Source organism: Nitrosopumilus sp. (assembly GCF_025699255.1).
GTDB lineage: Archaea > Thermoproteota > Nitrososphaeria > Nitrososphaerales > Nitrosopumilaceae > Nitrosopumilus.
The window spans coordinates 14,245-38,356 of sequence record NZ_JAILWA010000014.1 but is presented as its reverse complement, the minus strand read 5'-3'; the positions used below and the strand labels follow the sequence as shown (position 1 = coordinate 38,356).

The window sequence follows — 24,112 nt, the reverse complement described above, 5'->3', positions numbered from 1 at the left end:
TTCAGCACCTTGTTGTCCTTCAGCACCTTGTTGTCCTTCAGCACCTTGTTGTCCTTCAGCACCTTGTTGTCCTCCAGCACCTTGTTGTCCTCCAGCACCTTGTTGTCCTCCAGCACCAGGTGGAGGTGTTGTATTTTTGTAAAGTTCTGTTGTAACTTCATTAACTAATGTTTGCAAAGCTTCAAGTTTTGGTTTTAATTCATCTGGTTCTTTATCTAAAACTTCTCTAACTTCTTTAACGGCATCAGTGATCTTAATGCCTTGCTCTTGTGAGATTTTATCTTTAAGATCATGATTAACTAATTTTTCTGTAGTGTAAATATAACTTTCAGCTTCATTTCGTAAATCTATTTTTTCTTTCTTCTTTTTATCTTCATCAGAAAATTTTTCTGCATCTTCTTTTAATTTTTCAATTTCATCTGGAGAAAGTTTAGAGTTTGATTCAATTGTAATCTTTGCTTCCTTTTGAGTTCCTAGATCTTTTGCTGTGACATTAATAATTCCATTTGCATCAATATCAAATTTGACTTCAATTTGAGGAACTCCTCTAGGTGCGGGAGGTAAATCTGTAAGATTAAAGCTTCCTAGTGATACATTATCAGTTGCCATGGGTCTTTCACCTTGAACAACATGAATGGTAACAGCAGTTTGATTATCTGCTGCAGTTGTGAATACTTTACTTTTTGAAGTTGGTATAGTAGTATTTCTTTCAATTAATGGTTCTCTAACCCCACCCAATGTTTCAATTCCTAGAGTGAGTGGAGTAACATCAAGTAAGACAATATCACTGCTTACATCTCCTGCTATAACTCCTGCCTGAATTGCAGCTCCCATTGCTACTGCTTCCATAGGATCTACACCAGATTCAGTTTCTTGACCAATTAGTTCACTAACAAATTTTTTGACAAGTGGAATTCTTGTCGGTCCACCAACCATGACAATTTTATTAACATCAGAATTAGAAAGTTTAGCATCTTCTAGTGCTTTAAGTACAGAAGGCTTACATCTCTCAACAATAGGCCCAATTAATTCATCCAATTTAGCTCTAGTAATTCTTAATTCTAAATTTTTAGCACCTGATGATGGATCATGTGCAATAAATGGTAAATTGACATCAGTTTCCATTACAGTAGATAATTCGATTTTTGCTTTTTCAGCTGCTTCTCTAATTCTTGTCATTGCAGTGGAGTCTTGAGATAAATCAACACCTTCTTTCTTCTTAAATTCATCCAGGATAAAATCAATTAATGTCTTATCCATATCTGTACCACCAAGTTGAGTATCACCAGAAGTACTAAGAACTTCAAATACACCTCCACCCATTTCCATAATAGTGACATCTAATGTACCACCTCCAAAATCAAAGACAAGAATTTTCATGTCTTCTTTTGATTTATCTAAGCCAAATGCTAATGATGCCGCAGTTGGTTCATTAATTATTCTAACAACATCTAATCCTGCAATTGTTCCAGCATCTTTAGTTGCTTGTCTTTGATTATCATCAAAATATGCAGGAACTGTAATGACCGCTTTTTCCACGGATTCTCCAATAAATGCTTCAGCATCTTTTTTTATTTTTTGGAGAATAAATGCTGATATTTGTTGAGGTTTGTATTCTTTATCTGCAATTTTAAAGGTAAAATCAGAACCCATTTTTCTTTTAGCAGCTACAATGGTCCTATCAGGATTAGTAACTGCTTGTCTTCTTGCAGGTTCACCAACCAAAAGATCACCATCTTTAGAAAATGCTACAACTGATGGAAATGCTTTACCACCTACGGTAGCCCCTTCAGCTGCAGGGATTATTGTAGGTTTTCCACCCATGACAACTGCTGCTGCAGAGTTACTTGTTCCTAAATCAATTCCAATTATTTTAACCATTTTTTATCATCATCCTTTTTTTGAAATTTCTACTAATGTCGGTCTTATAACTCTCTCATGAGAAATATATCCTTTCCTGATCTCTTTTGTAATTGTATCATCATCTAAATCAGGATCATTGATTATCGATATAGCCTCATGAAAATTTGGATTAAAAATTTCTCCTAATGCTTCAATTGGTTTAATTTGGTATTTTTCCAATAAAGAATCCATATTTTTTAAAATTGAATCAAGACCTTCAGAATTAATTTTACTATCAGAAATAGCTTCTTTTGCTCTAACAAAATCATCATAAATTTGTAAAAAATCTAATGCAAATTCATTAATTTTTGTATTAATTCCATTTTCTATGTCAGTTTGAGTTTTTCGTTGTAGATTTTGATAATCTGCTAATGTTAGTTTTAATTTTTCTTCATATTCAAATGATTTTTGTTTTTCTAATTCTAATAATTGAGATAATTGTTCTACCTCAGATTTTTGTTCTACAGTAGAATCATTTTCTGATCCAGCATAAGATTTTAGATTTACGGGAACTTCATCAGAAGTTGAATCATCAGACAATTCAATAAAAATAATAATTTAGCTAATTTATACTATTATTGATCGTTTCACATAGAGGATTGGCTTTAACAATTATCAATTCAGAATCTTGTTTTGTTTTTTGGATATTATCAAAATCAGATTTTGAGCATGCCACTACAATAGTGGTTTTATCACTATGGAATAAATCAAAATTAGGATCTTCGTAAGCTTCTACATCACCAATGTAATCTCGTAGTCTGGATGTCAAGTTTTGAAGCATTTCAATTTTATCTCCGCGCATTGCATGTTGATCAAGTGTCCAAGATAATGCAATCTTTGTTCTGCTTGCTTTAAGATCATTTTTCTTTAATGTTGAACGTATTTCATCGATTAGTCGTTTTATGTAGCCATCAATTCCTTTTACACTTCCATTAATCAAATACATAAGAGTATTAGCACCTTCAAAAGAAGAACCTAAAGATTTCAAGTCAAATAAACCACTGACCATATTGTCTAGAAATATTTCTTGGAAATCATCTGATGAAAGATCATTTTTTGTTATGTCATCTTGGGCATATTTACAGACTTCTAAAATACTACATAAACTTGAAAATCTAGATAAAACATCAATAGCATGAAAATGTTCAGATGATGAAATTGCGACAAATTTTTTCTCTTTTTTACCAACTGTAAGAAGTTCAGCTAATGTAGTATCTTCTTTGCCATTAAAAGATCCAATGATTTTTGGTTGTTCATTAAGATCTTCTAGAGGATAATAGAAATACGAAATATGTTTTCCTGTTTGGAGACCAGTTACATGTTCAAGTAGTGAAATATTCTCATTATTGCCACCAAAACCTGTTGGAAGAGTAAAAATCACTGAACTTTTTTTCTTCATTGAAGAAACTGCATCTTTGAATTTTGAATGGATTTCAGTTTTAATGTCTTGGCCAGTTTTTCTGATTCGAGGTGTAAAAAAGAGATATTGTGCTTTTGAAATTGCGACATCAATTGGCTCCATAGCTAATAGTGGTTCATCTTCTTTTAGAGAAGAAACATTTGGGTATGTCTTGGCAATTTCAGCTTTAAGGGAAATTGCTGAAGGGGTTGATTCATCAATAATGTAAACATCTGCACCTTTGATTGCCATTTGAGAAGCAATAGCATATCCTTCTGTACTAAGACCATAAACGACAACTTTTGCTCCCCCCATTACATTTAGATCTAGAATTAGACTAAGAAAAACTTATTGAACTTACCAGAATTAGTAAAATAATTGAAAATTTGGATAGATATTCTAACACCAAAACAATTATTGTTTTCTGAACCAATAATTGAAAAATTAGGGAAAAAACACGATCTTTTGTGTACTTCAAGAGATTATGACGAAGTATCAAAATTAGCAAAAATACGAAATTTTGACCTCATTTTTATTGGAAAACATGGTGGAGGGGATAGAAAAAGCAAACTTAAAGCCAGTATTGATAGAATGGATAAGCTGTCTAAAAAAATTGAGACATTTTCTCCAGATATTACAATTAGTTTTTGTTCCCCAGAAGCTGCAAGAATATCTTTTGGATTGGGAATTAAGCATATAGCATTTTGTGATTCGCCACATGCTGATGCTGTAATGCGATTAACATTGCCATTTATTCAAAAATTGTTAATTCCATATGTTATCCCAAAAAAAGAATTCTCAAAATATGGAATTGATGAAAAAAATATTGTACAATACAAAGCAATTGATGCATTTGTAACTATACAAAGAAAAATAAATCAAAAAACAGAATTGCCATTTAAGAAAAACAATAAGAAAAACATTTTGATTAGAATAGAAGAAGAGGAAGCATCATATGCTTCAAAATCTAGTAAAATAACCCCAATTATAAAAAAGATAGAAAAAGAATTTGGCAATGAAAATATTGTAGTTTTGGCAAGATATACAAAGCAAATAAAAAATTTACAAAAAATTGTTAATAAAAAATTGAAAATTATGAAAATGTCATTTGATGGGAAAAATTTGTTAGAAAATACAGATATCTTTATTGGTTCTGGTGGAACAATGACTGCTGAATCAGCACTAATGGGCATTCCAACAATTTCGTATAATGCTGTTCCAAATATTGTTGAAAATTTTTTGGTAAAAAAACAGCTGATAAAAAGAGAAAATAATCCTGATAAAATTTCTAATCATATTAAGAAAGTATTTAGATCAAAAAATCTAGAGAGTCAAAAAAGAGCTGAAAAAATTAGGAAGCAAATGGAAGATCCTATTCAAAAATTAATTAAGACAATTAAAGAATAAAGAATTTTTTGTTTTGTGAGCCAAAATCAAATAAAAAGTTCATTAAGGGAATGAGAGTGCTCGATTTAGCAGCCCGGTAGTGTAGCGGTCAAGCATAGAGGCCTTTGAAGCCTTTGACCCCAGTTCGAGTCTGGGCCGGGCTACTTTTTTAATAAAAAATTGTTGTAACACGAATATATCTTAGGTTGTTTTTCTGAAATTAGGCACAATGACTGATATTATTTTAGGAATGGGAGAAGTGGGAGAAACCCTATTTGATCTTCTTGTGGAAAGGAATTTTGATTGTATAGGAATTGATGTTGATTCATCAAAATGTAGAAATTATTTAGATAATGAAAGTATAGAAAATCCTGAATTTCTTCATGTTTGTTTGCCAGGAGAATTACCAGAATTTGTAAACATTGCAACTGATTGGATCAATAAGATTAGCGGAGTAAAAGTCGTTGTAGTGCATTCAACTGTAAAGCCAGGAACAACAAAAACAATTCAAGAAAAATCTAAAGTTTTGGTTTTGTATTCACCAGTACGTGGAGTACATAGAAGATTTTTAGATGACATTAAAAAATATACAAAATTTATTTCTTCAGATGACAATATAGATGCAAAAATAAAAATGGATTTGGAGAAAAGATTTGAAAAAATTGATTGGATGTCCACCACAAAAACTGCAGAGTTAGCAAAAATATTAGTTGATACTACATACTATGGTTGGCTGATTAATTATGCACAGATTACAAAAATGATTTGTGAAAAAGAAGATATTGATTTTGATGAGATGTGGAAGTTTGCAGATGAGATTCATGAAAATTTGGGAAATAGACCAAAAATGTATCCAGGTGTTATTGGAGGACATTGTGTTATTCCTAATCTAAATTTAATTGAATATGAAAATCTAGACATCATTAAAAAAATTAATGAAATGTATGAAAAATTTAAAAAATAGCTATTGAGTCTAAAAATCCAATTTTGTTAATAATTTAGAAGCAATTACAAAGAGTGTTGATGCAATTCCAACAAGAATTATCATTTCAATTATTACAAATTCAGTAACAGTTCCAAAAATTCCTGCTCTAATCACATCAACAAGATATGTTAATGGGTTTAAATAAAATGCAGTTCGTAATGGTTCTGGTGCACCTCCTGCTGGATAAAATGCAGTACTAACAAAAGCAAAGAAAAGAAAAACAGTATTAATAATTACATTAAACCCTTCGCTTGAACGTAATCTTGTGGAAATAATTGAGGCTAATGAACCAAAAAGTACCGAACCTGTAATAGCTCCAAAAATGATTATTGGAATAGTCACTAAAGAGAATTCAACAGAATCAAAGAATACAGGATATCCAACTGTTGCAATCAATGAAGCACTAACTAATCCAATAATTCCAATTGTACAAATATTGCTAAGAATATAGTGACTTCTTGTAAAAGGACCGGACATGATTTGTTCAAACATTCCATGTTTTCTATCATTCCAAATTATTATACCAGAAATAAGAGTACTATTCATAATATTAAATCCAATCATACCAGATGCCAGAAATGCAGGATAGTCAAGATCTTTAGTTCCAAAAGGTACTGCATTGATCAAGGGAGCATATGCAAATCCTGCAACAAAAATATAGATTAAGGGGAAGATTACTTGCCAAATTAAAAATCCAGGATTAAGAGAAATCGTAAGATTTCTATTGACTAGTCTAATTATCGGATGCATTTTCTTTTACCATGTTTAAAAAGATCTCTTCAAGATTTGTTGGTACTGCAGACAGATCTTCTATATCAATTCTATTTTCATTAAGGATTTTTAATACTTGCAACAAAACTAGTTCAGATTGTTCTGAATGAATAATAATATTGGTTCCTGTTTCAAAATATATTTTACAGTCAGATATTCCAGATAAAAGCGAAGTGATCATTGGTTGCTTTTCCAATAAATGAATTTTAATTGTTTTTTCTTTTCCAAATCTATTTTTTAAAGCATCAGGAGTATCTACTGTAACAATTTTTCCTTTATCAATTATTGCGATTTGATCACATAGATATTCTGCTTCAGACAAAATATGAGTAGTATAAAAAATTGTCAAACCAGTTTGAACTTTATTTTTTAAATAATCCAACAATTTTCTTCTAGCACTAGGATCCAACCCTACTGTAGGTTCATCTAGAAATAACAATTCCATATCATGCATAAATTCTCGAGCAACCTGAACTCTTCTTCTTTGGCCTATAGAAAGATCTTCATTCCGTTTTTTACGAATTTCTACTAGATCAAAATCCTTCAATAGTTGTTCCATTCTTTTTTTACGCTCAGTTCTCGGAACATTCCACATCATGCCATACTTTTCAAGGGATTTTTCAACTGATAATGTTGGTTCGTAGCTTGGCTGCTGTAAGACTACACCAATTTTATGACGAATTTTTAGGGGATTTGAAATTGCATCGACACCCAAAATAGATAACGTTCCACTTGATGGTGGAATAAGGGTGGTTAGAAGTTTGATAGTTGTAGATTTGCCTGCGCCATTAGGGCCTAAAAATCCAAAAACCTGACCTGATTTTACAGACAAGACAAGATCATTTACTGCATGAACTGAACCATATAATTTCGAAAGGTGGTTAACCTCAATACAGGACATAACAAAACTGCGATCTTCCTATTAATTTAGGTAGTGAGACAAATGAAGAGTTTCTTTTAAAATATTTCAAATTATTGAGAAAAACATGTATGAATAAAGAAAATCATCAAAATCATTTTTTGAAAAATCAAGATGGTTAAAATTAAGCGATCAAAAAAAGAAAAGACTGATTTACAAGATGAATGAAATTTTTATTAATAGAACAAGTTTATGAAAAATGAATTGTCGGAATTTGAAGAACTTATCAATAAATTTTTAGAACAAAAACCAGAATTAACTAAAGCAGATCTTGAAGAACAAATTAAACAAAAGAAGGACAAAATTGGTGCTGGGTATTTGACTGATCAAGGTGCGTTATTTTTGATTGCATCAGATCATGGAATAATATTATCTGAACCACAAAAAACTGAAATTAGTTTAAAGGATCTTTATGCCGGAGCAAAAGAAATTTCATTAGAAACAAGAGTTTTGAACTTATCACCTTCAAAGCAATTTTCAAGAAAAGATGGTTCACCATTTTATCTTCGAACAATGACAGTATACGATACAAATTCTACAGCTAGTGTAAAATTATGGGATGAAAAAGCCAATCTGCCTGGAATTGAAAATCTAAAGCCAGGAGATTTGATTAAGATCATTAAAGCATATGTAAAATCAGATCTTGATGGTTCTCCAACAATCAACATTGGTTCTGGATCAAATATAGAAACAACCGATACAACAAGTGAAATTCCGACAATAGACACTATTACAAAAGATGTTAGTGAAACTCAAGAAGGACAAAAGGATCTAGTGGTTTCAGGAACAATTGATGGCATGATTAGTGGAATGGAATTTACAAATTCTAGAGGAATGCCTGGAAAAGCACTAAGAATGAGACTGAAAGGAAAAGATGGAAATTCTATAAGAGTGGTATTATGGGGCAAAGATGAGTCAGGAATCCCCAATATGATTTCACAATCAGCTAAAGTAAGACTGCTTGGAGTCAGGGTAAAATCTGGAAATCAGGGATTAGAAATTCATGGAAATGATGCTACAATAATTGAAATTGAAGGGGGTAAAGAAGCTGAACCAGTAATTACCAGAATTCTTTCAATATCACCAACAGAAAATGGTAAGAATCTAATTTTAGCAGTTGATAATAAAAAGAATTTGTTTAATATTAGTGATTTTTCTAACTCTACAAGTATCTGTGTAGAAGGTGATGTAATAGAATGCATGCCGTCAAAGATTTATGGAAATTCAATCACTCTAGACGATAATTCTTTTGTAAGAAAACTAGATAATGATGAATCAATTCCTTCGTTGTCTCAGATTAGAACAAAAATTAATGAAATCAAAGTTGATTCAAGTTATTGTATTGAAGCAATCGTGTTGAAAGTTCCTGAAAGGCGTGAGGTTCAAACAAAATCTGGAGAATCTATAGCTCTCTCAGAAATGTTTGTTGAAGATGATACAGGACAGATTTGGGTTAAAGGTTGGAGAAATCAAGCAAGAATAATTGACAAATGTGAATTGGGGGAAATTATTTCTATTACTGGACTTAATGCAAAAGCTGGACTAGAAGGAAGGATAGAGCTTTTTGTAACTCCATTTTCTAAAATTACAAAGAAGAACTAGGAATCCCAAAAACCTCTAGTAACAACATATTGTCTTTCAGCTTCATAGATTTGTTTAAAGAGATATTCCTCATCTATCATGTTTCTCAAAATTCTTGCTGCAGTATCAGCACCAACACCATATCCAGATATTACAGTCAATGCAATTTTTCCAAAATTTTCAACCAATGATGCGACTTTCCAGGCACGTTCAAACTTGTGTTTTTCATCCAATGTTAATTTTTTACCAGCATGTTTTTTTCTAATAATTTTAGGTAAATCATAATTTGAGTAATATGTTGCAGTAATTTGTCTTGCTTTACAATATGGACATATCAATGAGTTTTTTACCTCAAATGTTTGGAATACCCTTTCCCATTTACCACAACGGGCACAAATCAATCTATGTTTAGTTTTTTCTAACCTAGCCTTAACTAGATCAAGAATTCCTTTATCAAGATTTGCAGGAGATGAATAATATTTTGCAGTATGATCTAGAATTGGTTCTGCAAGTTTTGAAAATTGATCAACTTCTAACCAAGTAACATGAATTTTATCTTCTTTGATCTTTTTTAGGATCTTTTCAGAATATTTAAGATCATATTTATCATGAAATAATTCACGAAGAGCTTCATATACAAGAACTGTTTTTGAATATCGTTCATATAAAAATCGAGCAGATTTTCTTTCATATATTGCACCTCTACCTACAACTCCAAATTTTTTTGCAACACACCAAGTTTTCCAATTTACATTATGAGTTCCAGTTAAAGAAGCACTTACAATAGATTCTAAATCATAATCATCGTTTAGAATTTCCATGAAAAGTTTTTCTGAAATTCTAGATCTAGAAGACAGTACAATTCTATATCCATCATAACGAGAATCAACAACTGAACCCAACATTGAAGAAAGCATAGAAGAAAGCAATGCAGACAATGTAGAATTAATTTTAGTTCCCAGACAAGAGTGAATTACAATTGAACCCTGAGATCTATTAGATTCTATAACAATATTATTTTCATCTGGAATTTTTTCAAAATTTAATTTTTCAATTACATTATTAACCAAAGTTAAATTTCCATTCTTTACTTTACTTCTAAAATTTCCCACTTTACGTGAAGTTTTATAATCAATTGGGATATTTTCTCCCTCCCAATAAGGTACAGTGATACCTCCGCCTCTGAAAGGTTCAACATTTACACTAAATGATTTTTCATCAACGTTCAGGATTCTCCATTGCAAGCCTTTTAACACAAAAATATTTCCTGAATCTCCAAAATCACCCACAAACCTCTGATCTAAAGATCCAATGATTTTTTTGCCAACACTGTCGAATACTTTGAATTTAAGAATATCAGGAATTGTTGAAAGGTTTTCGAAATAATATTTGAAAGAACGGCCTTTTTTCCAAAAAGTCATTTTTGTTCTATCAAAAAATATCAAATAGTTTGAATCAAGTAAATCCAACACATCAGCCAGTTGTTCAATTTTTAAATTTCTAAATGGATATGCTTTTGTGACTATATCAAAAGCTTGGTCAACAGAAATTTCGCCGATTTGCATAGATAGTCCTACTAAATGATGGGCTAAGACATCCAGAGAGCCATCATGAATTTTTTGTTCTTCAATGGAACCTTCCTGAATTCGATCAAGAATTGCTTGTGCTTCAAATTCATCATCAGCATTATTTGTAATGATTAATCCTTGGGCTGATGCATTACGATTATGCTTACTTCTACCAATTCTTTGAACAAATTTAGAAACTTGTCTAGGAGAACCATAATGTATTACTAATTCAACTGAACCAATATCTAATCCTAATTCTAATGAAGATGTACATACTACAATGCCATGTTTCCCTTCACGCAAAGTTTGTTCTGTGTCTTCTCTAACCTCTTTTGAAAGAGAACCGTGATGTAATTCTATAGGAATTAATGCTTTTTCTTTTAACACTGATGCTAAAAATTCTGCTTCTCCACGAGTGTTTGTAAAAAGAAGAATGGGAGAATTTAATCTTAATTCTGACACATATTCAATGATTTTTTCTGCGACATCAGAAATTGTTCCATCCACGTATTTGATTTCTACATCATATTTTCTTACAGATGTATCTCTGATAATCTCACATTTTCGTTTAGTTCCGACAACAAATTTTCCTGCTTCATCAAAATTTCCAACAGTTGCGGATAATCCAACCTTTGTAAGTGGAAATTTTGAGTTTATTTCCAATCTTTCAATGCTTAAAGATAATTGGGAACCTCGTTCACTAGACAACAATTCATGTACTTCATCTATTACAATCCATTCTAAATCAGATAATGCATTTAGCATTTTTACCTGCGTCAAAAGAATTACTAAGGTTTCAGGAGTAGTGATCAAAATATCAGGAGGATTTTCAGTGATTTTTTTTCTATCCTTTTGACTGGTATCGCCATGTCTGATTTCAATTGTCAGTTGATTTTCATGTGCATAATTTGTGATTCTTCTAAACACATCACGATTTAATGCACGTAATGGAGTAATGTAAAGACTTTTAATTTTTCCAAATTTTTTAGAATTTTTTAAAAGGGAAAAAATTGGAATAACGGAACATTCGGTTTTCCCTGAACCAGTTGGAGCAATAACAAGACAATCTTTTTTTTGTAAAATTATTGGTGAAGCTTTTTTCTGAATTTCAGTTAGTTTAGAAAACCCAAATTTTCCAAATAGAGAATCAAGAAGTTGATTCGACTGGGTTGTTTGAACGTGTTCTTTCATAAACGATTACACCAACTAAACCTAGTGCAAATAAAACTACAGTGATAATTGGTATTGAATCAAAAATTCCTGCCATTGTTTAACCTATGTATAGATCATTAAAAATCTTCAGTATTATCAGAAAGTCCAATTTTAGAAATAGTATATGAAAAAATTTCTTTTTTTAACGCCCAATAGACTTCACCATGAAATTTTGATGAATTTTTAAAAAGATGTATTTTGATATGTGTAAAAGGATCAATAGCATTTTGCATATTTTCAATTTCCCTACCATCACTTATTCTAATCATATTTGTAATAATGATTGGAATTTTTTTTGAAATTGCCAAATTAGATAAGTTTTGCATATATTTCATAAATAGTGAATTTTTTTGAAAAAATGATTCATCTTTTTGATATTCATAAGAAAATAGATCAGTGATGTTGTCAATTATTATTAATGAATAATTGTTTTCTTCGATAATTTTGGTAGATTTGATTTGTTCGGAAGTATTAGTAATTCTAGATACAGTAATTTTTTCAAGTATGTCGATTTCAATTTTAGATTCTTTTTGAATTTCTATAATACGTTCAGGTCTAAATCCACCTGTTGTATCCAAATACAAAATATTTCCACCATTTTTAATTGAATTTATGATTAATTGAAATAGTAGAAGTGTCTTTCCAGTTCCATTTTCACCAAAAATATCTACAATGACACTATTTGGAATTCCTCCAGACAAGAATTTATCCAGTTTTTGTAAACCTGTAGAGATCATTTGTATAATTATTAGAAAAAGAAGAAAAAATTTAAGGAATTTCAATATTCATAAAGGAGGTAAGGCTTTTATGCCAGATAACAAAGTTGCAAAACAAGTGAACAATTAGTGTCCCAATCAAATAGTGCAAAAAGACCTCTAACAACTCTTCAAAAAAGTACTAAGAAGAAAGTTACTGTAAGACTGAAGAACGAAGTTGAATACAAAGGCAAGATGGACAATGTCGATTCTTATATGAACCTGATTATGACTGACGCTGAAGAACTTCATGATGGTAAAACAATTGCTAATTATGGCAGGGTTATCGTAAGAGGCAATAACGTATTATTTATCAAACTAGAAAATGAACTCTAGTTAGTGGTGTGGTTTTATGACCAATAATTTTCTCTTTACCTCCGAATCTGTTACAGAAGGCCATCCAGACAAAATATGTGACAATATTTCTGATGCATTTTTGGATGAGTATCTAAAACAAGATCCAAATTCCAGAGTTGCAGTTGAAACAATGGTTACTACTGATTATGTTGTAGTGTCAGGAGAGGTTACATCAAAAGCAATTTTTGATCAAAAATCTCAAGAAGAATTGGTTAGAAAAACGATTAAAGAAATTGGATATGATGACAAAGATTTGATGTTCGATGGAGCTACATGTAAAGTTGAATTAAAACTTCACTCACAAAGTCCAGACATCAGTCAAGGAGTTACTGCAACTGAAGATAAAGAACAAGGTGCAGGTGATCAAGGTTTGATGTTTGGTTATGCATCAAATGAAACTGAGGAATTAATGCCCATGCCCATTTTACTTGCACACAAACTTATTCAAAAACTTTCACAAGTAAGAAGAGATAAAACTTTACCATGGGTTAGGCCTGATGGCAAATCACAGGTATCTGTACGATATGAAGATAATAAACCAACTAAAATTGAAACTGTTGTTATATCAACACAACATTCTCCTGATATTTCTCAAGAAGAAATTTCAAAAGAAATTATTGATAAGGTTATCAAACCAGTTTTAGGAAACCTATGGAATGATGATATTAAAATTCACATCAATCCAACAGGTAAATTTGTGATTGGTGGTCCACATGGAGATGCAGGATTAACTGGGAGAAAAATTATTGTAGATAGCTATGGAGGATTTGGAAGACACGGTGGAGGAGCTTTTTCAGGAAAAGATCCATCAAAAGTAGATAGATCAGCCTGTTACATGTGCAGATATATTGCAAAGAATCTAGTTGCAGCTGGATTAGCTGATAGATGTGAAGTCCAACTTGCATATGCAATTGGTGTTGCAGAACCAGTATCATTGTATGTCAATACATTTGGAACTAACAAAATTCCTGAAAATCAAATTGAAGATTTAGTTAGGAAGAATTTTGATATGAAACCATCTGGAATCATTTCACAGCTTGATTTGAAGAGACCAATATACAAAAAAACTGCCTCATATGGTCATTTTGGAAGAAATGAGCCAGAATTTACTTGGGAAAAAACAGACAAAGCTGCTACTTTAAAACAATCTGCCGGATTATAATTAGTCTAACACAGAGTGAAATTTTATCTTAGATAGTTTGGATAATTTATCATGATTTCCTTTAAAATTTCCAATTAGAATATTTAGATCGTCAATTCCAAAATCATATTTTGAATTAACTATTGTATTATGATAAGCTTCTTCAAGAGGAATTTTCCTAATTTTGGTGTTAGTTCCTTTAGAAAATATTCTAACATATTTTTCAAAAGTAACAGAATCGGGACCTACAAGATCAATGATTTTGTTATTTAGGGGCAAATGTGAAATTGATTTGAAAATTAGTTTAACGACATCAGAAACATGTATGGGTTGAATTGAATATGTTCCTGAACCAGGAATAATAATTTCGCCCCTCTTGATTTGTTTTTTAAGAGTTTTTGACAATAAATCATCTTTTCCAATAATGTATGAAGGTCGAAAAATTGTAAAGTCCAATCCAGAATTAATAATTTGTTGTTCTGCATTGTATTTTGAAATAAAGTATCCTAACGAAGTACTTGTAGAAACTCCTAAACCACTAAGAAAAATAATTTTTCTAATTTTAGCTTTTTTGCTTAGATTTACTATGTGCCTTGTTAAATCAAAATTAATCTTATCATAATCATTATGAATAGATTGTTTTCCTACTCCAACAAGATGAATTAATGTATCTACATTTTTAATTTTTTTTAAAATATTTTTTTCGTTGTAATTTTGTGATATTATTTTAGATTCATTCTGAAAATTTTTAAAATCATTTCTAGATATGGAAATCAATTCAACATTTTTTTTAGACAAATATCTTCTAAGATTCTTTGCAATAAATCCACTTGCTCCAGTAACGACAATCTTTAGAGGTTTAGCCATAAAAGAATAAGATTTATTTTGATTTTAAATCTATTTGAAGAATATAAAAAATGTGAAATAAGAGTTAATACTACAAAATTAATACAATCAATGTGGAAGAGGAAAAAGCAAAACTAAAGACGGGTTACACTACAGGAAGTTCTGCTACTGCAGCGTCAAAAGCGGCGTTATTATCAATAATTAATCAGAAAAAAATTGAGAGTGTAGATATTTTACTTCCTAAAAAATCATCAATTCAAATTCCGGTACATTCATGCGAATTTGAATCTGAAAAAGCAAGATGTTCGGTGATAAAAAATGGCGGGGATGATCCTGATGTAACTCATGGGGCAGAAATTATTGTAGAGTTGGCATTAACTGAAAAAATTAATGAAATCGAAATTGATGGCGGGGAGGGCGTAGGTATAGTAACAAAACCGGGATTGGGTTTAGAAATCAACAAGCCTGCCATAAATCCAGTTCCAAAGAAAATGATTATTGAAAACATTAGAGAAATAGGAAAAGAGATTTTGCTGAAAAAAGGAGTCAGAGTAGTAATTTCAGTACCTAAAGGAAAAGAATTGGGTCCTAAAACAGATAATCCAAGATTAGGAATTATTAATGGAATTTCAATTTTAGGGACAAGTGGAATAGTAATTCCGTTTTCAACTGCATCTTATGCTGCATCAATAAGACAGAATTTGGATGTTGCACTTGCGATGGGAAATGATATGGTAGTACTTACTACTGGCGGTAGAAGTGAAGATTTTGCAAAGAAAATTGTAGATTTGCCAGATCATTGCTTTGTACAGATGGGAGATTTCTCAGGATATACGATTCAACAATGCAGTAGAAAAAACATCAAAAGAGCATATGTTGTTGGGTTCATTGGAAAGTTAGCAAAAATGGCTGCAGGAGTTAAACAAACTCATGTTAAAGGTTCCAAAGTAGATATGGGTTTTTTAGCAGAATTAGCTCAAAAATGCAATGCAAATGAAACGGTTATTCAAGAGATTAAAAAAGCAAATACCGCAAGACATGTTTCAGAAATTATTCAAGAGAATAAGATCAAAGGATTTTTTGACTTAATTTGTGCCGAGACGTACAAGCATATGAGAAAATACTCTGAAGAAAAAGTTCCAATCGATGTCATATTGTTTGATTTTGAAGGAAATATTTTAGCTAGAAAATCTGAACAGTAAGGTATTTTATTAAAGTTGAAAGGTTTTGATTGTGGAAAAAACTTCAGTTCTTGCCATTACAAAAAATGGGGTAAACATAGGAGAAAATCTGAAGCAATTATTTCCAGATTGGAGCGTATATGCACCATCAAAACTAGCTAATGAAGCACCAAAAATTACTTGGTATTCTGAGCCTACATCAGATAAAATTGTTGAACTTTTCAAAAACAGTAATGCTTTAATCTGTATTTTTTCTTTGGGTGCAGTAATTAGATTAATTGCACCATATTTGAAAGATAAAAAAACAGATCCTGCGGTAATAGTCATTGACGATAAAACAAATTTTGTGATTAGTGTTTTGTCTGGACATATTGGAGGGGCCAATAAACTTACTGAAGAAATTGCATCTAAATTGAAAGCATTGCCTGTAATTACAACTGCAGCTGATGTAAACAAAACAATTGCAGTTGATTTGGTAGGAAGGGAATTTGATTGGAAAATCGAAGATGACTCGACAGTAACAAAAATCAGTGCCCACATGGTAAACGATGAACCAATAGGAGTATTGCAAGAAACAGGAAACAAAAAGTGGTATAAAAAATTGCCAAAAAATGTTGTGATTTATGATAACATTGAAGATTTAAAAAAATCTGGATCTAAAGGGCATCTAATAATTACAGATAAGATCATTGGTGATGAAATAGCAATGGAATCAGTAATTTATCGACCTCCAAGTTTAGTTATTGGAATAGGATTACATTGGGATACTTCAAAAGATACTATTAGAGAAGGGATCAATTTTTGTTTAGATAAATTCAAACTAAGTTCTAAATCAATTGCAAAATTAGTATCAATCAAAAAACCACAAGATGTTCAGGGATTAATAGATCTTGGTAAAGAGATGAAAATTCCAGTAGAATATGTAGACAGGAAAGAATTGGCATTAATTTCTGCACCAAATCCCTCTGAAACTGTAAAAGTGTTTGAAGGAACAGCAAGTGTTTCTGAAGCTGCTGCGATCAAAATATCAGAAGGAGAGTTAATAGTAGAAAAGCAAAAATTCCCTCCTAATTTGACTATAGCCATAGCGAGGATTTTGAATTGAAGCGAGGATTATTGTTAATTGATAGGGGAAGTAGAGAAAGAGAAGCTTCTGAAGAATTAGATGTAATTTGTAAAGGAATCAAGGCAAAAGGAGAATATGTTTTTACAGATTATTGCTTTCTTGAGGTAGAACCACCATATATCGAAGATGGAATTAAAAAATGCCTTAAAGAGGATATTGATTCTTTGACTATTGTTCCTTACTTTTTGTATCCTGGAAAAAAAGTAAAAAATGCAGTTACTGATGTAATGAAATTCCAAAAAGATACCAATGTGAAATTTGTTGTTACAAAACAAATGAGCATGCATAAAACTTTGGTAGATGTAGTTGAAAATAGAATATCTACTACATTAAAAGAAAATGAAATCACTTTTCCCAATGACGAAATAGACGTAATGATAATTGGACACGGAAGTAAAGATCCAAATGCACAAATGTCATTAGACTATATTGTAAACCAACTAAAAGGTAATTACAGAAATGTAAGTAGATGTTGGCTTGAAATTGAACAGCCAGATATTTTTGAAGGAATCAAAAAATGTGAAAAAGACAATCCTAAAGTGCTGATTATTGTTTTTTATTTTCTACATGAAGGCGCACATGTTAAAACTGATATCAATAATGATTTGGTACCAGCACTTGAAAAATCCAATATGAAAAATACTTTCATTACAAAACATATAGGTACAGATCAAAAAATGATTGATCTTATTTTAGAGAGAGCAAAAGAGGTAGAAGATGCAAACTAAGAAAGGTCAATCAATTGAAGATGCTAGTATGCAAATGATTGAAGATGAAATAGGTTCTCATAACTTTAATGAAAAAGAATGGCCCATAGTTAGAAGAATTATTCATTCAACAGCCGATTTTGATTTTGCAGATAAAAACAGGTTAATTTTTCACAAGGATGCGATTGAAAGCGGAATGAATGCTTTGAAAAAGGGTTGCAGTATTGTTGTTGATGTTAATGGAGTGATAGGAGGAATGAACAAACAAAATCCCAAAGATTTTGGAAATAACATTATTTGCAATATCTCAAAGCCAGAAATCATGGAATTGGCAAAAAAAGAGGGTAAAACTCGCTCCCAGGTATCCATGCAGGCAGCAAGTTCAGATATTGATGGAGGGGTTGTAGCCATAGGAAATGCGCCTACTGCTCTACAGGAAGTGATTCAGATGGTAAAAGAAGGCATTGTAAAGCCTGCATTAATTATTGGAATACCTGTGGGATTCATATGTGCTACAGAATCTAAGGAAGAATTATCAAAGTTGGAAGGAGCGCCATTTATCACCAATGTGGGAAGAAAAGGAGGCAGTTCTTCAGTTTCAGCTACAATTAACGCACTTTTCAAATTAATTAGGGCAGAATCAGCTTTTTGAATATTTTATACAGTTTTTAACAAAGATTTTTGCATAATCTGAGCTGTCAAAATACAGATGGCCATAAGAGGCTAATGTATTATCTTGAATTAGGCCATCACGTTGTTTAACAATACCTTGACCAACATCTAAGGAATAAGCAAATTTTGAATCAGATGAAACAGAGTCTAATTGAGAATAATGGAACTCGTGACCCTGAAATCGATGTAGTTTTTCAGAAATTGGGTTTTTTGAAATAATTTTGCCTTTAGTATAGTTTAGCATCATTTTTTTTGTCATTTTAGTTTCAGCATCAAAAATACCAATCATTTTGTATTTTTTATTATCAGACAAAATAGATTTTGTGAGATACATCAATCCACCACATTCAGCATAGATAGGAAGATTATCTTCAGATAATTTCATTATTGATTTTTTCATAGTCTGATTTTTTGATAGAGTATTTCCTAAAATTTCTGGGAATCCTCCACCAATGTAAAGTCCATCACATTTTGGAATTTTTTTATCTTTAACAGGACTGAAAAATTTTAGATTTGCGCCCTCACGACGTAATGCTTCTAAATTATCTTGATAGTAGAAATTAAATGATGTATCTAATGCAACAGCTATTGTAGTTTTTGTTTTCTTAGTGGAAGGTTTTGATTTTTTAGATAGTTTAGATGAATTTTTTGCTATATTGATTATTTGATTGATATCTATGTACTCGGAAATTATTTTTGAAATTTTTTCAATTTGTTTTTTTAGAGTTTTGTTATCTAAAGTAGAAATTAATCCAAGATATCTAGAGGACATTGTCAATGAAGGATCTTTTGGTATTGTTCCGATAATAGGTAGTTTAGTTTTTTCTAAAGCGGTTTTGCACAATATCTCATGTTTTTTACTACCTATTTTGTTTAGAATTATTCCTACAATTCGGGAATTTTTGTGAAATTTTATGAATCCCAAAGCTGTTGCAGCAATAGAACGTGATGTTTTACTTGCATCCAAAATTAAAATTACAGGAGATTTTGTTAGTGATGCAATATGATGAGTGCTAGCATAATTTGAATTTCCATTATAACCATCATAGTAACCCATTACGCCCTCAATAACAGATATGTTTGATTTTGAATTTGAAATAAAACTATTCAATAGTTGATTTTCACCCATTAACCATGCATCCAAGTTGTATGTCTCATGTTTTGAAATACTTGAAAGATAACCTGGATCAATGTAATCTGGTCCTACTTTGAATGGTTGAACAGAAAACCCATGTTTTTGTAAAGAATGAATGATTGCACATGTAATTGATGTTTTACCTACTCCACTAGTTGCACCTGCAATAACAATTCTAGGAATTCTCAATTGCATGACTATAATCATTTTTTATTTAAATTGATAGATTTATGAGATCCTCAATGTTTTTAGTAAGATCCATGAAATGTAGTTTATGGAAAAAGATGGTTTGATTATTGTTTATACTGGTAAAGGAAAAGGCAAAACTACCGCAGCGTTAGGGATTGTTTTACGTGCTGCAGGTTATGGGAAAAAAACTTGCATGATACAATTTATCAAAGGTTCATGGCATTATGGAGAAATGGATTCATCCAAAAGACTTGAACCAGAATTTGAAATGGTGGCAGTAGGAAAAGGATTTGTAGGTATAATTGATGATAAAAGTTCAAAAGAAGATCATGAGAAAATTGCTAAAGAGGCAATCAGAGTGAGTAACGAAAAAATTCAATCAGGAAACTATGATATTGTAATTTTAGATGAGATAAACTACGCAATAAAACTGGATTTAGTTTCAGTAAATGATGTTTTAGATATAATAAATTCAAAACCGAATAATGTAGATTTGATATTAACAGGAAATTATGCTAAAGAAGAGATTATTCAAAAGGCAGATTTAGTAACTGAGATGAGAGAAATAAAACATCCATTTCAACAGGGTATCAAAGCAAAGAAAGGAATTGATTTCTAATCAGCAAACATTAATTTACATATGAAGGAGTTTTAGAAGAAATGTCTACTGAAATCCAAGAAATGCCAGAACAAGGAGAGATTGTTCTTGCTACAATTACCAAAGTGATGGATCATGGAGCATATGTAACATTAGACGAGTATGAAGATATTCAGGGATTTTTACATATTTCTGAAATTGCACCAGGTTGGATAAGATCAGTTAATAGATTTGTCAAAGATGGAGAGAAAAAGGTACTTCTTGTAAAAAAAGTAAATCCTCAACGTGGAGATATTGATCTCTCATTAAAACAGGTTTCAAAAGATCAGAAAAAACAAAAATTAAAAGAAGTTAAGAAATTTGAAAAAGGAAAAACACTACTACAAAATGTTCAAGATAAAGCCAAATTATCAGATGAAGAAATTGAAAAACTAGAAGATAGTATCTATTCAAAATTTGATTCAGTTTATGATGCTTTCATATCTATTGGTAGAAATGGAATTGAATCTATAAAAGAATTGAAAATTACGAAAAAAACTGCTACAGTTATTGAAGATATTTGTTCTAAAATTAAACTTCCATCTGTAGAAATTAGAGGAATTATGGAAATTACAAGTGATAAATCAGATGGTGTTGAAATTATTAAGAAAACTTTGTTAGATGTAATAAAAAAAGACTCTACGATCGATATTACATATCTAGGAGCACCAAAATATAGACTTTCAATTACATCTGAAGATTTCAAATCAGCTGAAAAAAGATTGAAGCCAATCATAGAAGAAATTGAAACTAACATAACAAAGAAAAAAGGTTCATTCAAATTTACTAGAGAAGATTCAAAGAAAACTAGAGAGAATTAAAATGAGATTTTTGCTAAGAAAATGTTCAAAGTGTGATCATTATACTTTAAAAGATAAATGTTCAAAGTGTGATCATGAAACAATTTCTGTTCATCCAGCAAAATTTTCCCCAGATGATAAATATATGAGATATAGATTAGCAGAGCGATATTCGTAGAAAATTAAGATGTTGGCTGATAATCTTTGTTTATTTCATAAATAAAAACACCAATCATTGGACCAATTTTTTCTTCTGTAAAGCTTGATGATGCATAAACTAACCTTAGAGGTCCGTTTCCATCAAAAGTATATTTTATCTCTTTTTCATAAATTGGAATCATGCCTGGAACATATGTTAAAGATTGATCATTCAAATTATTAGGATTGATATAACCTAATAATGAAAATGGGAACATATTTCCAAGTAAAGTATCATTCCAAAATTTATCAGTTCCACTTATACCGTCAGGGTGTACAAATTTTGTTTCATCAAATCCTCCAATTCTCATAAACCATTGTTTTTTTGATTCATCTCCTCCCCCACCTAATCTATAAAATGATTGAGGAGAATCAATATTCAATTTCTCACCAGCTACAAAAACAACTACATAGTCAGCTTGCATTTTATTTAATGAATTCCAAGCATCATCAGGAGTGCTCAGATATATTTTAGCAATATTAGTTATAACTTGAGTATCTAATGTTGCATTATCAGCTAAAGTTGCACGTTCTCCCATTGTAGAAATCCAATAGCCATAATCCCACCATGAAGCAAATACAGCATCTTCAGATGTATTATTTTTGATCCATTTCAAAGAATCAATCCAATCATATGTGGCAATACTAAAACCAGTTCCTCCATTAAGAATGGTTGCAGGATTTTTTGTAAGAGAAATAGCATTACTTCCGGTAGGATAAACTAATGGTATAATCAAAAGAATAAAAATTCCTGCTACATATGATAATGTAAGAAATCTCTTTTTTGAATTATTTGATTTTAGATTATTTTTGAAGAATTCCTTTGTTAACATAGTTAATCCAAGAGATGCTAAAATTATTATTGAAATAGATGCGAATATTTCTAATCTAACAAAAGCTGAACTAACGTAAACTCCAATAATACCAATAATTAATGAAAATACCAACATATCATTTTTAATTAAAGTAGAATCCTTTGTTTGGGTTTTTTTAATAATTAACCAAATTCCCAAACCTGAAAAAATCATTAATACAGAATGAAACAAAAATGATTGATCGAGAGTTGTTGTTGCATGCTCAGAAACAGAATCAACTAATGGATCGGTTGTAGTCAAAAAGGGATTAATAGCGTTTAGATACCTATGACTAGGCAAAGGTAGGAAATTTGAATCAACATTAAAGATTAGAAGACTAGATGAAATAATGATAATAGAGAATAAAAATATAAAACAATTTCTTATTTTATTTTTATTACTTTTCTTTTGAATGAAAATACAAATTATAATAAAAAATGTAGGAATAATTAATGAAAGACCACCAAGTCCTTTTACAAATGCCAAATTAAAACTTAGTCGTTCAAAACCAAATGAAAAAATAATTACAGATAATGTAAATAGCGGAATACTCCATAATAGGAAATTATGATCTTTTCTTAAAAAAGGTAAAGCCATGAATAGTAATCCTATAGGAATTAAGAAAAATTGATTTCCTCCCCATGCAGATAATCCAAGGATAGTAAATAATCCAGCTGCTATTAATTTCACCATAGCAACTTTATTTTTTGAATGAATTCCACTTAAAAGAAAATATATTGCGAATAAACTAAAAAATAATCCAAGAGGTTCTGATTTGAACCAACCTATAGGGCCTCGAATAAGAATAGGTAAAGAAATAGAGAAAAACAAGGCAGAAAATAATCCAGCTGTTGTACCACCAATTACTCGTACTACAGCAAATAATACTATTGATGAAAGAGAACCAAAAATCACAGGAAATAAAATTGTAAAGTCATAAAGATTAGTTGAGCCTCCAAAAATCCAATAAAAAATGGCTGTAGTAATATGCAAGGTAGCTTGAGATGTTTTTGAAACATCACGACCATCAGGATACCAACTTAAATCATCATGCCAATCATAATAAGCAGCTATTCCATTATCAAGAATGTAATTGGTAGCTCTATAATTAAAAAATGGATCAAATTCATTTAGTTCCCAACCAAAGTCAGATGATTGAGATCTCAGTAAAAATGAAACTGAAAATGATATAGAAAGAATTGCAATTATTAAGAGATGGTTTAATTTTAAATCGAAATTTCGTATAGAAATAATTTTTGTATTTATTAGCAATTAAATTTTCTCAAAGAAACTTTACTTATTACTCTTTATGTAAAAAATTTAAAAACATTACAAATTAAGATGGAGAAAATCTTCCTTTTAGAGATGTTTTTTCAATCACATGATTTTTCATTGCAAATTCAATTTCTTTCTTAGTTGATCCATTATTGCTATCCAATTTTTTGTCTAATGCATATAATTTGAAAATATAGGTATGCTCTTTATCTGGAGGAGCAGGTCCGCCGTAACCAATTTCACCAAAATCGGTTTCTCCTTCAATACAAGATGCAGGAATTGAATTTTCCTTAAATTCACTATTTTTAGGTTCAATATTCCATACGACCCAATGTACCCAAATTTTTCCAACAGCTGCCATAGCATCAGGATCATCCATAATCAAAGCAAGAGAGATTGTGTTTTCAGGAATTTCTTTAATTTTTAGTGGAAGACTAACGTTTCCGTGTTTGTAACCATATTTTTGTGGAATTATTCCTCCATTTTCAAAAGCATCACTTTCCAAAATCATAATTA

Annotated in this window: 23 protein-coding genes and 1 tRNA gene; 13 read left to right on the top strand and 11 right to left on the bottom strand. The window is 30.9% G+C overall.

Annotation, left to right across the window (positions count from 1 at the left end; translation table 11 throughout):
- From dnaK to K5781_RS09650, 3 genes are all read right to left on the bottom strand, one after another.
- Positions 1-1,881, bottom strand: a 1,881-nt coding sequence (dnaK, locus tag K5781_RS09660; RefSeq protein WP_297443516.1) for a molecular chaperone DnaK, incomplete at its 3' end; no start/stop codon positions are given.
- Positions 1,882-1,890: 9 nt separating this feature from the next.
- On the bottom strand, positions 1,891-2,442 hold the full coding sequence (locus K5781_RS09655; RefSeq protein WP_297443513.1) for a nucleotide exchange factor GrpE: 552 nt from the start codon (positions 2,440-2,442) through the stop codon (positions 1,891-1,893).
- A 22-nt stretch (positions 2,443-2,464) separates the two neighbouring features.
- Positions 2,465-3,616, bottom strand: coding sequence for a hypothetical protein (locus K5781_RS09650; RefSeq protein ID WP_297443510.1), 1,152 nt, complete (start codon positions 3,614-3,616; stop codon positions 2,465-2,467).
- A 63-nt stretch (positions 3,617-3,679) separates the two neighbouring features.
- Here K5781_RS09650 and K5781_RS09645 point away from each other — a divergent pair, with 63 nt between their 5' ends.
- From K5781_RS09645 to K5781_RS09635, 3 genes are all read left to right on the top strand, one after another.
- Complete coding sequence (locus K5781_RS09645; protein ID WP_297443507.1) at positions 3,680-4,708, top strand: DUF354 domain-containing protein; 1,029 nt, start codon at positions 3,680-3,682, stop codon at positions 4,706-4,708.
- 70 nt (positions 4,709-4,778) lie between these two features.
- Positions 4,779-4,851: transfer RNA gene (locus tag K5781_RS09640), tRNA-Gln, on the top strand.
- Positions 4,852-4,916: 65 nt separating this feature from the next.
- Complete coding sequence (locus tag K5781_RS09635) at positions 4,917-5,651, top strand: GDP-mannose dehydrogenase (protein ID WP_297443504.1); 735 nt, start codon at positions 4,917-4,919, stop codon at positions 5,649-5,651.
- A 9-nt stretch (positions 5,652-5,660) separates the two neighbouring features.
- Here K5781_RS09635 and K5781_RS09630 read toward each other — a convergent pair whose 3' ends face one another.
- Positions 5,661-6,422 carry an ABC transporter permease gene (locus tag K5781_RS09630; protein ID WP_297443501.1) on the bottom strand — a complete coding sequence of 254 codons (762 nt, stop codon included), beginning with the start codon at positions 6,420-6,422 and terminating at the stop codon, positions 5,661-5,663.
- The gene (locus K5781_RS09625; RefSeq protein WP_297443498.1) at positions 6,406-7,344 is read right to left on the bottom strand and encodes an ABC transporter ATP-binding protein; all 939 of its coding nucleotides are present in this window, start codon (positions 7,342-7,344) and stop codon (positions 6,406-6,408) included. The genes K5781_RS09630 and K5781_RS09625 overlap by 17 nt, the downstream gene beginning before the upstream one ends.
- Positions 7,345-7,554: 210 nt before the next feature.
- On the opposite strand from K5781_RS09625, the gene K5781_RS09620 reads away from it, so the two are divergent.
- Positions 7,555-8,964: a single-stranded DNA-binding protein gene (locus tag K5781_RS09620; protein WP_297443495.1), complete on the top strand. Its 1,410-nt coding sequence runs from the start codon at positions 7,555-7,557 to the stop codon at positions 8,962-8,964.
- Here the strand turns inward: K5781_RS09620 and K5781_RS09615 are convergent.
- The gene (locus tag K5781_RS09615) at positions 8,961-11,702 is read right to left on the bottom strand and encodes a DEAD/DEAH box helicase (RefSeq protein WP_297443492.1); all 2,742 of its coding nucleotides are present in this window, start codon (positions 11,700-11,702) and stop codon (positions 8,961-8,963) included. The genes K5781_RS09620 and K5781_RS09615 overlap by 4 nt on opposite strands.
- A 98-nt stretch (positions 11,703-11,800) precedes the next feature.
- The gene (locus K5781_RS09610; protein ID WP_297443489.1) at positions 11,801-12,460 is read right to left on the bottom strand and encodes an ATPase domain-containing protein; all 660 of its coding nucleotides are present in this window, start codon (positions 12,458-12,460) and stop codon (positions 11,801-11,803) included.
- Positions 12,461-12,568: 108 nt separating this feature from the next.
- Here K5781_RS09610 and K5781_RS09605 point away from each other — a divergent pair, with 108 nt between their 5' ends.
- A complete protein-coding gene (locus K5781_RS09605) occupies positions 12,569-12,814 on the top strand; it encodes a U6 snRNA-associated Sm-like protein LSm6 (protein WP_014964213.1) in 246 nt (81 codons plus the stop codon).
- A gap of 16 nt (positions 12,815-12,830) precedes the next feature.
- Entirely contained in the window at positions 12,831-13,997 is a 1,167-nt protein-coding gene (gene metK / locus K5781_RS09600; protein ID WP_297443485.1) for a methionine adenosyltransferase, read from the top strand.
- Here the strand turns inward: metK and K5781_RS09595 are convergent, their stop codons facing one another.
- Complete coding sequence (locus tag K5781_RS09595; RefSeq protein WP_297443482.1) at positions 13,998-14,843, bottom strand: SDR family oxidoreductase; 846 nt, start codon at positions 14,841-14,843, stop codon at positions 13,998-14,000.
- A gap of 92 nt (positions 14,844-14,935) precedes the next feature.
- Here K5781_RS09595 and K5781_RS09590 point away from each other — a divergent pair, with 92 nt between their 5' ends.
- The 4 genes from K5781_RS09590 to K5781_RS09575 are packed head-to-tail and all read left to right on the top strand — an operon-like array spanning position 14,936 to position 18,488.
- Positions 14,936-16,024, top strand: a complete 1,089-nt coding sequence (locus tag K5781_RS09590; RefSeq protein ID WP_297443480.1) for a cobalt-precorrin-5B (C(1))-methyltransferase — start codon at positions 14,936-14,938, stop codon at positions 16,022-16,024.
- Between the two features lie 31 nt (positions 16,025-16,055).
- Positions 16,056-17,108, top strand: coding sequence for a cobalamin biosynthesis protein (locus K5781_RS09585; RefSeq protein ID WP_297443477.1), 1,053 nt, complete (start codon positions 16,056-16,058; stop codon positions 17,106-17,108).
- The gene (locus tag K5781_RS09580; protein WP_297443474.1) at positions 17,105-17,857 is read left to right on the top strand and encodes a CbiX/SirB N-terminal domain-containing protein; all 753 of its coding nucleotides are present in this window, start codon (positions 17,105-17,107) and stop codon (positions 17,855-17,857) included. Before K5781_RS09585 ends, K5781_RS09580 begins: the two co-directional genes overlap by 4 nt.
- Positions 17,847-18,488 (top strand): precorrin-8X methylmutase, encoded by a 642-nt coding sequence (locus tag K5781_RS09575; RefSeq protein ID WP_297443470.1) that lies wholly within the window; start codon positions 17,847-17,849, stop codon positions 18,486-18,488. Before K5781_RS09580 ends, K5781_RS09575 begins: the two co-directional genes overlap by 11 nt.
- Here the strand turns inward: K5781_RS09575 and K5781_RS09570 are convergent.
- Positions 18,477-19,832: a cobyrinate a,c-diamide synthase gene (locus K5781_RS09570; RefSeq protein ID WP_297443520.1), complete on the bottom strand. Its 1,356-nt coding sequence runs from the start codon at positions 19,830-19,832 to the stop codon at positions 18,477-18,479. The genes K5781_RS09575 and K5781_RS09570 overlap by 12 nt on opposite strands.
- An 85-nt stretch (positions 19,833-19,917) precedes the next feature.
- Between K5781_RS09570 and cobO the strand changes: the two genes are divergently transcribed.
- From cobO to K5781_RS09555, 3 genes are read left to right on the top strand one after another with little or no spacing between them, the layout of a single operon-like run.
- Complete coding sequence (cobO, locus tag K5781_RS09565; RefSeq protein ID WP_297443467.1) at positions 19,918-20,451, top strand: cob(I)yrinic acid a,c-diamide adenosyltransferase; 534 nt, start codon at positions 19,918-19,920, stop codon at positions 20,449-20,451.
- A 41-nt stretch (positions 20,452-20,492) separates the two neighbouring features.
- Positions 20,493-21,290, top strand: a complete 798-nt coding sequence (locus tag K5781_RS09560; RefSeq protein WP_297443464.1) for a translation initiation factor IF-2 subunit alpha — start codon at positions 20,493-20,495, stop codon at positions 21,288-21,290.
- 1 nt (position 21,291) lies between these two features.
- Positions 21,292-21,447 carry an RNA-protein complex protein Nop10 gene (locus K5781_RS09555; RefSeq protein ID WP_297443461.1) on the top strand — a complete coding sequence of 52 codons (156 nt, stop codon included), beginning with the start codon at positions 21,292-21,294 and terminating at the stop codon, positions 21,445-21,447.
- A gap of 4 nt (positions 21,448-21,451) precedes the next feature.
- Here K5781_RS09555 and K5781_RS09550 read toward each other — a convergent pair whose 3' ends face one another.
- Positions 21,452-23,593, bottom strand: coding sequence for an STT3 domain-containing protein (locus K5781_RS09550; protein ID WP_297443458.1), 2,142 nt, complete (start codon positions 23,591-23,593; stop codon positions 21,452-21,454).
- A 64-nt stretch (positions 23,594-23,657) separates the two neighbouring features.
- Positions 23,658-24,107, bottom strand: coding sequence for a YbhB/YbcL family Raf kinase inhibitor-like protein (locus K5781_RS09545; RefSeq protein ID WP_297443456.1), 450 nt, complete (start codon positions 24,105-24,107; stop codon positions 23,658-23,660).
- Positions 24,108-24,112 lie beyond the last annotated feature (5 nt).

Excerpts from the sequence above, each read along its gene's own strand:
- metK (WP_297443485.1), top strand. The coding sequence starts at position 12,831 with ATGACCAATAATTTTCTCTTTACCTCCGAATCTGTTACAGAAGGCCAT.
- K5781_RS09560 (WP_297443464.1), top strand. The coding sequence starts at position 20,493 with ATGTCTACTGAAATCCAAGAAATGCCAGAACAAGGAGAGATTGTTCTT.
- cobO (WP_297443467.1), top strand. The coding sequence starts at position 19,918 with ATGGAAAAAGATGGTTTGATTATTGTTTATACTGGTAAAGGAAAAGGC.
- K5781_RS09595 (WP_297443482.1), bottom strand. The coding sequence starts at position 14,843 with ATGGCTAAACCTCTAAAGATTGTCGTTACTGGAGCAAGTGGATTTATT.
- K5781_RS09650 (WP_297443510.1), bottom strand. The coding sequence starts at position 3,616 with ATGGGGGGAGCAAAAGTTGTCGTTTATGGTCTTAGTACAGAAGGATAT.
- K5781_RS09615 (WP_297443492.1), bottom strand. The coding sequence starts at position 11,702 with ATGAAAGAACACGTTCAAACAACCCAGTCGAATCAACTTCTTGATTCT.
- K5781_RS09635 (WP_297443504.1), top strand. The coding sequence starts at position 4,917 with ATGACTGATATTATTTTAGGAATGGGAGAAGTGGGAGAAACCCTATTT.
- K5781_RS09610 (WP_297443489.1), bottom strand. The coding sequence starts at position 12,460 with ATGATCTCTACAGGTTTACAAAAACTGGATAAATTCTTGTCTGGAGGA.
- K5781_RS09545 (WP_297443456.1), bottom strand. The coding sequence starts at position 24,107 with ATGATTTTGGAAAGTGATGCTTTTGAAAATGGAGGAATAATTCCACAA.
- K5781_RS09555 (WP_297443461.1), top strand. The coding sequence starts at position 21,292 with ATGAGATTTTTGCTAAGAAAATGTTCAAAGTGTGATCATTATACTTTA.
- K5781_RS09625 (WP_297443498.1), bottom strand. The coding sequence starts at position 7,344 with ATGTCCTGTATTGAGGTTAACCACCTTTCGAAATTATATGGTTCAGTT.
- K5781_RS09630 (WP_297443501.1), bottom strand. The coding sequence starts at position 6,422 with ATGCATCCGATAATTAGACTAGTCAATAGAAATCTTACGATTTCTCTT.
- K5781_RS09620 (WP_297443495.1), top strand. The coding sequence starts at position 7,555 with ATGAAAAATGAATTGTCGGAATTTGAAGAACTTATCAATAAATTTTTA.
- K5781_RS09575 (WP_297443470.1), top strand. The coding sequence starts at position 17,847 with ATGCAAACTAAGAAAGGTCAATCAATTGAAGATGCTAGTATGCAAATG.